General features: G+C 56.1%; 15 protein-coding genes. 4 read left to right on the top strand and 11 right to left on the bottom strand.

Annotated elements, in window-relative coordinates; genetic code table 11:
• Positions 1-3: 3 nt before the first annotated feature.
• The 11 genes from Q1A43_RS06720 to bamE form a co-directional block, all read right to left on the bottom strand.
• On the bottom strand, positions 4-540 hold the full coding sequence (locus tag Q1A43_RS06720; protein WP_299933631.1) for a hypothetical protein: 537 nt from the start codon (positions 538-540) through the stop codon (positions 4-6).
• 4 nt (positions 541-544) lie between these two features.
• Positions 545-913, bottom strand: a complete 369-nt coding sequence (locus Q1A43_RS06715) for a hypothetical protein (protein ID WP_299933629.1) — start codon at positions 911-913, stop codon at positions 545-547.
• A 66-nt stretch (positions 914-979) separates the two neighbouring features.
• Positions 980-1462: an Ig-like domain-containing protein gene (locus Q1A43_RS06710; protein ID WP_299933627.1), complete on the bottom strand. Its 483-nt coding sequence runs from the start codon at positions 1460-1462 to the stop codon at positions 980-982.
• Positions 1459-1833 carry a hypothetical protein gene (locus tag Q1A43_RS06705; protein WP_299933625.1) on the bottom strand — a complete coding sequence of 125 codons (375 nt, stop codon included), beginning with the start codon at positions 1831-1833 and terminating at the stop codon, positions 1459-1461. Before Q1A43_RS06705 ends, Q1A43_RS06710 begins: the two co-directional genes overlap by 4 nt.
• A 74-nt stretch (positions 1834-1907) precedes the next feature.
• A complete protein-coding gene (locus Q1A43_RS06700) occupies positions 1908-2699 on the bottom strand; it encodes a hypothetical protein (RefSeq protein ID WP_299933623.1) in 792 nt (263 codons plus the stop codon).
• Positions 2696-3127, bottom strand: a complete 432-nt coding sequence (locus Q1A43_RS06695; protein ID WP_299933621.1) for a hypothetical protein — start codon at positions 3125-3127, stop codon at positions 2696-2698. Before Q1A43_RS06695 ends, Q1A43_RS06700 begins: the two co-directional genes overlap by 4 nt.
• A 39-nt stretch (positions 3128-3166) precedes the next feature.
• Positions 3167-3703, bottom strand: coding sequence for a hypothetical protein (locus Q1A43_RS06690; protein ID WP_299933619.1), 537 nt, complete (start codon positions 3701-3703; stop codon positions 3167-3169).
• A gap of 130 nt (positions 3704-3833) precedes the next feature.
• Positions 3834-4148 (bottom strand): hypothetical protein, encoded by a 315-nt coding sequence (locus Q1A43_RS06685; protein WP_299933617.1) that lies wholly within the window; start codon positions 4146-4148, stop codon positions 3834-3836.
• Positions 4149-4406: 258 nt separating this feature from the next.
• Positions 4407-6233, bottom strand: a complete 1827-nt coding sequence (locus Q1A43_RS06680) for an ATP-binding cassette domain-containing protein (RefSeq protein WP_299933615.1) — start codon at positions 6231-6233, stop codon at positions 4407-4409.
• A 90-nt stretch (positions 6234-6323) separates the two neighbouring features.
• Positions 6324-7064, bottom strand: a complete 741-nt coding sequence (locus Q1A43_RS06675) for a GNAT family N-acetyltransferase (RefSeq protein WP_299933614.1) — start codon at positions 7062-7064, stop codon at positions 6324-6326.
• A gap of 103 nt (positions 7065-7167) precedes the next feature.
• Positions 7168-7626, bottom strand: coding sequence for an outer membrane protein assembly factor BamE (gene bamE / locus Q1A43_RS06670; protein ID WP_299921583.1), 459 nt, complete (start codon positions 7624-7626; stop codon positions 7168-7170).
• An 86-nt stretch (positions 7627-7712) separates the two neighbouring features.
• Here bamE and Q1A43_RS06665 point away from each other — a divergent pair, with 86 nt between their 5' ends.
• From Q1A43_RS06665 to Q1A43_RS06650, 4 genes are all read left to right on the top strand, one after another.
• Entirely contained in the window at positions 7713-8279 is a 567-nt protein-coding gene (locus tag Q1A43_RS06665) for a DUF177 domain-containing protein (protein ID WP_299921581.1), read from the top strand.
• A 156-nt stretch (positions 8280-8435) separates the two neighbouring features.
• Positions 8436-8642 (top strand): 50S ribosomal protein L32, encoded by a 207-nt coding sequence (gene rpmF / locus Q1A43_RS06660; RefSeq protein ID WP_097804076.1) that lies wholly within the window; start codon positions 8436-8438, stop codon positions 8640-8642.
• A gap of 22 nt (positions 8643-8664) precedes the next feature.
• Positions 8665-9792 (top strand): phosphate acyltransferase PlsX, encoded by a 1128-nt coding sequence (gene plsX, locus Q1A43_RS06655; protein ID WP_299921574.1) that lies wholly within the window; start codon positions 8665-8667, stop codon positions 9790-9792.
• A complete protein-coding gene (locus Q1A43_RS06650) occupies positions 9789-10760 on the top strand; it encodes a beta-ketoacyl-ACP synthase III (protein WP_299921572.1) in 972 nt (323 codons plus the stop codon). The genes plsX and Q1A43_RS06650 overlap by 4 nt, the downstream gene beginning before the upstream one ends.
• Positions 10761-10787: the final 27 nt, after the last annotated feature.

The raw sequence follows: 10787 nt of genomic DNA, 5'->3' as shown, positions 1-10787 counted from the left end.
GCCTTACTCCGCGTATGCGTCGAGAATTGTCATGAGCTGATAGGCCCGGTTCTTGGGTCGCGTTTCCGCGCCACCGGTTGCGACCGACGCCTTTGTGGGGTCTGATCCGGTAAAGGCGTCCATCACGCGGTTGCTGCCGCCAGAACCGCCCCATCGCCACCCTCGGAAGTTGTGGGTGTGGGACTTGAACTCGTCGGCTTGATAGGCACCTTGGGTGGTTGCATTGCCGCCAGTGTTGCGCAGGAACATGCCGTCAACGTTGGCCGGAAACACGATGTCAGCGCCCGAGACAAATTCGGGATACATTGCCGCCCAAATCGGATTGGCTGTGGCCCCGCCTGCAATGGTTTCGCCGCCCTCGACCCATGCGATACCGTTGCTCAGGTCCGCGGCCTTGTCGCGGCCAGATGTGGTGCGATGGATGAACTCGCCAACACGATCTGCGCGAGCGGTGCGCCATTTGTCGGAGCCGAAATGCGCGTCGAGTTGGGCAATGATGTCACCCGCCGGTTTTGAGAAGCTATCGCTACTTGTTCCCATTGCCTCAACCCCCGACGAAATTCAGCGTTTCGGTGGCGTTCTTAAAGACGCCCGCCAAACTTACCGTGGTTGAAAGTAGGTTGAACTCAATGGTCGAACCGGGGGTCCAAGCGGTAAACGGCGTGAGGGTAATGATTTGGATACCGCCGCCTTGGTGAGTGTACGAGGTGCCGACACCAACAGGTGAACCATCCACATAGACGCTGAACCCTAAGCTGCCCACTGGCTCGTTAAGGGTGATTACGATCTGCTCGAAGCCGGTAAGGGTGGAGCCCATTGCGGGCGAAAAACTTTCGATGAAAGGACCAGCACTGATCGGTCCTAGAACGCTAGAATGTGCGGACGCCGCCGAGGTAAAACGCTTCTTTTTCATGGCTGGGCTTTCTGAGGGGTCTTGATCGGTTGAGGGCCGCAGCATCGCGCCACGGCCCCCTGTTTCTTATTGAATGCTTGGGTCGAACGGGTCGGCGTCCAAGTGATCTTCTACGCCGTCGCCATCGCTGTCGATGAAGCCGCCGCCACCGCCACCACCGCCGCCAGCAACCGAATAGTTGCGGTTGACGAAGGCGCTCAAGCTGCCGCCGTCCTGCGCCAAAACGGTTGTAGGGAACTGGAAGGACAGCGCCGCGCCTGGCGCGTAGTCTGTTGATGGGTTGTATGTTGCGACTGAACCCGCAACCGACCAGCTACCCGGAACTGCAGACCCGGAAACAAGGTCTGTTGGCGTTGGGAACGTTGCAACGTTTGGAGCTTTATCAAAGGCAAACGATGGACGGTCGGTTCCCGCAATAGTCGCAAGATCGGGGATGCTCGAACTGACGAACGCCATTGCGGGGATTGGCGCAGGCGCTCCCAGCGGCCCCAAAACTTGGCTATGGTGGAAAGCTGCTGAATGGCTCTTGCGCTTCTTCTGCTTACTCATGTGCGGTTCCAGACAATGTTTAGTGCGCCTGAAATCGGGGTGCCGTCTGTGGCTGTGACACCAAACAGACCCAGCTCAAGCAGGGATGGGGATGCGAACAAATCGCCGTGGTTGATCACCACATCAAAGACAAGCGGGTCGCCCGTCGCGGCAATTGTGCATGGAATGAAGTTGGCCGAGAAATCACCGGTCGTCTGGATGAACCCCGGAAGTGTCGCAGCGTTCACAGCCTTGGAAAATGCGATTTGCGGGTTCGTCGGAGAGGTGAAGGACGCGGACACCGGGGAAGCCGTCAATGTCGCTGGCGGCGGGGGCGCAATTGGCCCGAGTAGCGCAGCGTGTATTGCGGCAACAGAGGTTCGTTTGGACATGGTGGCCTCACATAAAAGGAAAGCCGCCCCAAATTAGGGACGGCTTGTTTTTGATTGCTCAAAGAGCGAGGGCTTTAGTCCTCGTCGGGGGCAACGTTCCAATAGTTGACGGTGACGTTGGCTGTGAGGGCCGCGTCCAGATCGCCGTTTGCGTCGATGGTCAGAGCCAAGAAGCCCTCAATTTCGGCGCGGTCCAGCAAGCGGATGGTGCCGCCGGTGCTTTCCTGTTCGCCGTTGTTGTCGGCAGGAGCGGAGCCGTCTTTGGTCCAGCGCAGGTTTGCATCTTCAATGTAAATCTCTGCGTAGGTTGCGGTCGCAGGGATCGCGGCCAGAGCAACACCAGCTGCGCCAGTGATTGCCAGAGCTTCACCGGCCAGTTGCAGGCGGATCGGGGCTTCGGCCAGAGTGAACGGCGCAACGGTGACGATGGCGGTCTGGTCAACAGGTGGGGTGACAGTCATGTCCCAGAACTTGATGTCGTTTTCCTGCAGAACGCCAGCTTTGAAAGGCATGTGGCGGTCAAGCTCAACAACGCGGCCATACTGCGCATCACCTACGGTGGTGTTGGTCGCGTATGCAGTCGAACGTTCAACGTCAACAGAAGTGTCAGGAGAGAAGTTGGAAGAGAGGGTCATTAGAGGAACTCCGTTAATGTAGTCTGTGATTGTCTCCGTCCCATCAGACAGAGTAACCGCAACGCGCTCGATCAGATCGCCGGTTGCGGTATCCCACCCCCACTGGCCGTCACGGTTGACGGTGATCGGGGGATCGAATGGTGGTGTGGCGGCTGTACCGCCTGCTGCGGCGTCCTGATCGAAATAGTCGATAGGACCGGGCAGAATGTTTTGCTTGCGGCTCAAAGTCATCGCTTGTTGTCCTCCGCTTCTGTGCGGATTTCAGCGTAGATTTCCTCGCCGGGGTTATGGGTCTCCATAACAACGCGGATAAAGCCGCCACCGGGCACTTCTTCACCGAAAGTCGCCAAGTCAACGCCGGGGTCCAGACGAGAAATGCGGGTCGCTTCTTCGTCGGTATCGTCGTGGTCGCGCCATTCCAGATGGCAAACAGACTGAAAGCCGCTGTCATGCACCTTTTTGACTTTTACGACCTCACGCTTGTTGTTTGCGGGGTCAGGCTTGCGCTCCGATGTGTCGCAGGCAGAGAGGAACAGCATAAAGCGGCGATGGCCGATGTTCAGCCAATCCGTCTTATGGCCAGCTTCCGTGAGAACAGCGCGCGCGCGTGACGTTCCCTCGCTTGGTCGGTCGTCGGTTTCGAAAAGGATTTGTCTCATGCGGTGTGGTCCCAGCGGTGAAAGTTGGCGGCGGTGGGTTTAGTCGAAATCATCAACGAGCAATTCGACGGCGTAGGAGCCGCTGTTTACGTCGGTCATTCGGACCGCGTAGAACCCTGACCCGCCTTGATCTTCTGTCTCGTCAATGATGCTCTGAGCGCCGCCGTAGATAAGCTCAGGATAGGCTTGCAGCTGGTATGCTTCGGCGTCGGTCATGTCCAAACGGCGCTTGTGGACAATCTCAAACGATGCGTCGATCACTCCAGACTGAGGAAGCTCAAGGCGTTTATTCTGGTCGAATTTTTCGTTCTTGATGCCTGCAGCCTCGGCGTAAGTGCCGGTGATGTTGATGCCGCGAATTGGCTTAACGCTTGTGATTACACCGCCGATTGCAACGGGGCGGATTGAGAGGCGCACAATCTCGTCAAGACGGCGCTCATACGACCCCTTGGCGAAGTCGTTTTTTGTGTGGCTGTTGTTGCCGGTCCCTACGGCAATAAACGGCGTCATGTCGCCTGCAAGCTCAAGCACGGCAAGAACTCGGTTAGGTGAAACTTCGGCGTATTTTTCGGCCATTCGAGGCTCCATAAAAAAACCCGCCGGGCGGTTAAGCCTGACGGGTTTTAGGTCTGAGGGAGTATTGAAATCACAAGTCTTTCGATGTTTGCAACTTATCAAAGGCCCGTATTAAGTCAAGTTTTCGTTTTTAAAAAGTCGTTTGAGGGTTAAAAATTCCGATCTGCGCCAGACGATCCACCCACTTTGACAACATTTTCTCCGGGCAAGTGCCGATCCGCACGGCGGGCAGGTCTGGCGATCCGGGCTTGTGGACGACGACGCAGGGAATTTCGGTGACATCAAATGGCAGGGCGGCGACTGCGGCCAGATCGGTTGCGTCGATTACGTTCACATGCCGGGTCTCCGTTTCGAAGGCCAGCCTTGCCAGCGTGACGAACTGCTTGATTTCCGCCGCTGCGTCTTGGTGGCTCACGATGTCCACTTGGTAGGTTCGGTTAAACATTTCTCGCTCCATATTGCTCAAAATTGGCATACATTTTGGCATACATTTTGGCATACACTTTGGCATACATCTTGCAAAGTTTGATTTTTGCAAAGCCTGTAAAGTCGTTGATTTTATTGGAAAACAGGCGTCAAAATGGGCCGGGTGCCACTCCCGTTACCCGCTCCAAAATCCCCTGCCTGTGCTTTCGCCGATCCTCAAAGAAATTATGTATTCTTTGCCAGTCGCTTATTGGGCAATATTAAAGTCGAAACGGAACTATTGCCCCGCTTCGGCCTTTTCTTCAAGCTCGAGCCATTCCTCTTCGGCCGACGCCAAGGCAGTTTGGCGTTCAACCAAAGCCTCGGTGGCCTTTTTGAATTTCAGCGGCTCTTTGTGGAACAGATCCGGGTCGGCCATGAACTCTTCAAGCTTGGCGATCTCGGCTTCCAACCGCTCCATTTCAGCAGGCAACGCCTCCAATCGATGCTTGTCGGTAAAGGACAGCCCTTGTGGTTTATCAACAGGTTCCGAGGGCTTAGTGATGTCTTTCTTGGCCTTTGGCTTGTCACCCGTCTTGCTTGCGGCCTCAGGAGTGGGGTGTTTTTGACGCTGGTAGTCACTCCACCCGCCTGCATAAACAACCGCCTGCCCGCGCCCCTCCATCGCCACGGTGGTTGTTGCGACTCGATCCAGAAAGTCTCGGTCGTGGCTAATCAGAAGCACTGTACCGTCATAGTCATCCAGCAGTTCTTGCAACAAATCCAACGTCTCAACATCAAGGTCATTGGTCGGTTCATCGAGCACTAGAATGTTGCTTTCACGGGCCATCAGTTTGGCCAAAAGCAACCGCGCCTTTTCGCCCCCGGACAAGGATCGAACCGGCGCGCGGACTTGACGTTCATCAAACAAAAAGTCCTTGAGATAACCAACCACATGGCGCGGTTCGCCGCGGACCATGACTTGATCGGCCTTGCCGGACACACCGATTTCCTTGTCGCCAGCTAGACTATCCCAAAGCGAAACGTCGCCATCCAATTGCGCGCGCGCCTGATCAAAGACCGCTGGGATCAGGTTTGTGCCAAGTTTGACGGTCCCGCCATCAGGCGACAGCTCTCCCATCAGAATATTGATCAAAGTGGTTTTACCGACGCCATTTGGACCGACAAAAGCGATGCGGTCGCCGCGTTGAATGGTCAAATCAAGGTTGCGCACGATCTGCTTGTCGCCAAACGCATGCGTTATACCTTTGGCATCTAAGACTTTTTTACCAGATTTGGGGCCCGCAGAGAGCGCCATAGCCGCCTGCCCCTGCCGCCTAATCTGACCCGAGCGTTCCTTACGCAGGTCTTGTAAGGCCCGCACGCGGCCCTGATTTCGCTTGCGTCGGGCAGAGATGCCTTCGACCGCCCACCGCGCCTCGGCCTTGATCTTTCGATCCAGCTTGTGCCGCTGCATGTCCTCGTCATCCCAGGCCTTATCGCGCCAGATTTCAAAGGCAGCAAACCCCTTTTCCTGACGGCGGACTTGTCCGCGATCAATCCAAAGCGTCGCGCGGGTCAGTTCGGTCAAGAAACGGCGATCATGCGAGATCAGAACAAAGGCACGACGGGTGGATTTCAACTCATCCTCAAGCCAGCCAATCGCCTCGATGTCCAAGTGGTTGGTCGGCTCGTCCAAGAGCATCAAATCGGGCTCTTCGGCCATCAAGCGGGCCAAGGCCGCCCGGCGACGTTCCCCACCCGACGCGGTTTCAACCAAACGGTCTGGGTCAAATTTCAACCCTTCGCCCGCGCGCTCAACTTTGTACATCTCAGATGGGTCCAGGTTGGCAGAGGCAAATTCGCCCAATGTGGTGAAACCTGAGAGATCCGGATCTTGCTCCATATAGCCGACCGAGGTGCCCAACGGCACGACGCGGTCACCGCGATCTGGTTCAACAAGCCCCGCCATCACCTTTAAAAGAGTAGATTTTCCTGACCCGTTGCGCCCGACAAGCGCCACACGATCCCCCGGTTGTACATTGAGGGAAAGATCATCGAAAACCGGTTCGCCGCCAAAGGTCAGGGAAACACCGGAAAGTTGGAGAAGTGGAGATACAGCCATGCCAGAGCGCTAGGCAATGGCGCGCCCAAGGTCAAGGCTTAGCGCGCCCAAATTCCATGCATGGAATTTGCAAAACGCGTGTACGCGTTTTCAGCGCGACCCGGCAACCGCCCGCAAGAGCCTTTTTCGGGCGTCCGGGATTGTCGCTATTTCCACCCCGGTAAACACATGAAGCGTGTTCATCTCGTGGTCCACCACAGCATGATCGCTCACCCATCCCCCCATCAACAAATAGGTCCGCAACATCGGAGGCATTTGGAGATTGGCTTGCTTGGCATCTCGCTTGATTGTTACGTCTTTTTCAAAGGGGATAACATTTGTGGCCTTGACCATAGGAGCCCATTTCCTAGGGGCCAAATGCCGTTCTTGCAGTGCAGCAAACGCGTCTTGATACACCACAGGGTTTGTTCCGGCAAAAGACACACAGCCGAACAAAAGCTCAACCTTGTTGGCATCGACATAGACGGTCATGGCCCCCCAAGCGACGCGCAATATATCTGGGTCGCCGGAAAAATCGGGATGGACACAAAACCGCCCCATCTCAACAATACGGCCCTCAAACTCATGCAACTGGGCCAGCTCATAAAACTGAGAAGAATAGCTCTGACCAATTTCTCGGCCATCCGGAAACTGCAAAAACCGAAAGCAACAGACCAAAGCGTTGGTTGTGCGATCTTCGATCAAAACGTGGTCACATAGCGCATCAAAGCGATCTGAATCGATACCACCAGACCGGTCAAAGGCCAGCCCGCGCAACCGCTGAACACGATCGATGTCCGTATCCGTTGTTGCTTGGCGCGCTGAATACCGCCCTTTGATCAAATTGATCATCTGCCGTTCAGCCTCTTTTTAGCTTTCAATCGCTCGCAAACCAATCACGGCGGGATGACTGCACAATAGCACTCCTCCACCGTTCAAATTGGCTTGTGCTCAATCAGCCACCAAACAACTGGTCGGTGCTTAGACCACCGATATTGCCGAATAGCTTGCGGATAAAGCCGATATCACCGTCACCAGATTGCGTCACACGACGATTAAGCGGGACAACTTTCCCGTCTTCGAGTCCATAGGTCACGAGGTTATCAACCACCCCGGCCTCATCAAATGTGATGGCAAGAACTTCGCGAGTGACCACCTCAGGCCGTTTCCAAGCAAAGTGGCGCACTTCGGATTCGATGTAGTAATAGCCGCTATCGCGCAACACGCCCGATGCGGTTGGCACACCAATGACATCCTCAACTGACGCACGCGTGTCGATACCCGGCACGATTTGCTGCAGGTCTTCTTCGGGTGGCATATAGCCATGGGACCGATACCGCGAGGTGCATGACGCCAGCGCCAAAAGCACCAACCCTGCGATCGCGAGTTTCGCTGTTCTCTTCGTCCCGTGCATTCCGCCCCCTTGCTTTGGCCTGCTACGCCTCCTATTCCGCTTACATAAGGAATGCCCGTCATTCAAGCACAGGAAAACCCGACCAGATGCCGCCAAAGCACCCGACAGCCCCACAAATCCCCGTTTCTGACCTTCGTCAAACCGGAGCCACCCCGTTTTTGTTGGAGCCAAATGCCGACGCCCGCAGCGCTTTGGCCGAGGAATTGAATGCCGTGTCCCTACGTAAAGTCCGCTTTGTTGGCGAAATTACGCCACATGGTCGCAATGCTTGGCAACTTAAGGCCGACCTTGGGGCCACGGTTGTCCAATCCTGCATTGTGACGCTGGAGCCTGTGACAACGCGAATCGACACAGAGGTGACGCGCCGTTTTGTTCCGCTAGATAAAATGGAGATACCTGACGCCGGTACCGAAACCGAGATGACCGACGAAGACGACATAGAGGAACTGGGTGAAACCATCGATTTCGACGCGATTCTGACCGAGGCCTTGTCGCTGGCGATGCCAGCCTACCCTCGCAAAGAGGGTGCCGAGGTCACAGACGCGCAATTTTCTGGCCGAGGAGTCGCCCCAATACGCGACGAAGACATGCGCCCCTTTGCTGGTTTGGCCTCCCTGCGGGATAAATTACAGAAAGATGACGGCGAAAGCTGAGAATCAGCTTGCTCTTTTAGGCGTTCTGCGTATTTTCGCGCCTTCATGAGAACACAACGCTTGTGTCTGCCCTACGCTTAGCGCTATGAGGCCGAACACATCGGGATAATCAGGGCAGGCCACAGCCTCCCCTCTTACGGTAAAGAAGGTTGAGACATGGCTGTCCAGCAGAACAAAGTATCCAAATCGCGTCGCAACAACCGCCGTGCGCATGATGCGCTGGTTGCTGCAAACCCTAACGAATGCGACAACTGTGGTGAGCTTAAGCGCCCACACCACGTTTGCCCATCTTGCGGCCACTACGCTGAGCGCGAAGTGATTGCCCAGGCCGACGAAGTCGAACTGGACGAAGACGCAGCATAAACAACCTGTCAGGCCACCCTGTATGACCTCTCTGAAGGATCATAGCGTTTTGCAAAACGGGGCTGGCTCGGACCGGATCGTTATTTCGGTTGACGCCATGGGCGGTGACCGTGGGCCGGCGGCAGTTGTCGCCGGCATTGCGCAATCTGCGCAAAAGAACCCAACGCTGGATTTCATCCTGCATGGGCCTGAGCAAGAGCTCCAAAAACTGGTCAAGAAAAAGCGTGATCTTGATGGTCGCTGTGTCATTCGTGATGCCGAAGGCGTCGTGAAAATGACCGACAAGCCAAGCCAAGTTATGCGCAATGGCAAAGGCACCTCGATGTGGTCCGCCCTTGAGGCCGTCAAACAGAAAGAGGCCACCGTCGCTGTAAGTTGCGGCAACACCGGTGCGTTGATGGCGCTGTCGATGATCCGACTGCGCAAGTTGCCCGGCATCAATCGTCCGGCCATTGCGATTCTCTGGCCATCGCGCAACCCATCTGGGTTCAACGTGATGTTGGACGTCGGGGCTGATATCCGCGCCGATGCACAAGATCTTTTACAATACGCCCTTATGGGCACGTCCTATGCGCGCAACGGGCTTGATCTCGAACGCCCACGTGTTGGGCTTTTGAATGTCGGCACCGAAGAAAACAAAGGGTTTCCCGAGCTCAAAGAAGCCTTTGACCTGATCGCAGCAAATGCCGATCGCGCTCAGTTCGAATTTGTCGGCTATGTCGAAGGCGGGGATATTCCCGGCGATCGCTGTGATGTGATCGTCACCGATGGGTTCACCGGCAATATTGCGCTGAAAACCGGCGAAGGCACCGCCAAGCTCATTGGGGACAACCTCAAGAATTCATTTTCGCTTTCCCCCTTATCCCGTCTTGCCGGGCTGATCGCCCTGCCCGCTTTGAAGCGGTTCCAGAAAAAGATCGATCCGCGCCGGGTGAATGGTGGGGTGTTTTTGGGCCTGAATGGCACTGTTGTGAAATCCCATGGCTCTGCCGATGCGACAGGGATTTCCGCGGCTGTAAAACTGGCCTTTGAGCTGGCACAAGCCGGATTTGGTGACAGGTTGGCGGCACGGGTTGCGTCTGCTGCCGAGCTCGCTCAAAATGACGCAGCGGCAGACGACCGCGACGCAGAGGACAAGAGCAAGACATGACAATTCGCGCCACCGTGATCGGGGTTGGGCATTACCTGCCGGACCGCATTGTAGAAAATGCGGAGTTTGAGAAAACCCTCGACACAACGGACGAATGGATCAAAAGCCGATCCGGCATTGAACGTCGCCATTTCGCCGCCGAAGGTCAAACCACATCCGATCTTGGCACCCGCGCCGCACAGGCGGCGTTGGACGACGCCGGGTTGGCGGCCAATGACATCGACGCCATCATTCTTGCCACATCCACCGCTGATTTAACCTTTCCGTCGGCGGCAACGATGATTCAGACCAGCCTTGGTATGACACGCGGCTTTGCTTTTGACGTCCAAGCCGTTTGCGCCGGGTTTGCCTATGCTTTGGCCAATGCCAACGCCTTGATCGTCTCGGGTCAGGCCAAACGGGTCTTGGTCATTGGCGCGGAAACCTTTTCACGCTTGATGGATTGGACCGATCGCGGCACCTGCGTGCTATTTGGCGATGGGGCCGGTGCGCTGGTGCTTGAGGCACAAGACGGCCAAGGGTCCAATGCCGATCGCGGCATCCTGTCGACCGACCTGAACTCTGACGGGCGTTACAAAGACATTCTGTATGTCGACGGCGGTGTCAGCACCCATAGCACCGGTCATTTGCGCATGCAGGGCAAAGAAGTCTTCCGCCACGCGGTGGAAAAGCTGGCTTCGACGGCCAATGCCGCAATGGACAAGATCGGCATGACGGCGGATGAGATCGATTGGATTGTCCCCCATCAGGCCAATATTCGCATCATCAACGGCACCGCCAAAAAGCTTGGCCTTAGCCGGGACAAGGTTGTTGTAACGGTTCAAGACCACGGCAATACCTCGGCGGCATCGATTCCCTTGGCGCTCTCGGTTGGCAAGGAACGCGGTCAGATCAAGCCCGGTGACCTCATCGTGACCGAAGCGATTGGCGGCGGATTGGCCTGGGGGGCCGTTGTTTTACGCTGGTGACGCTTTACGTGCCTGATAAAGCACTGC

Origin of the sequence: uncultured Pelagimonas sp. (assembly GCF_947498515.1) — a bacterium.
In the GTDB taxonomy this organism is placed as follows: domain Bacteria; phylum Pseudomonadota; class Alphaproteobacteria; order Rhodobacterales; family Rhodobacteraceae; genus Pelagimonas.
This window is presented reverse-complemented; position numbering and strand designations above follow the sequence as displayed.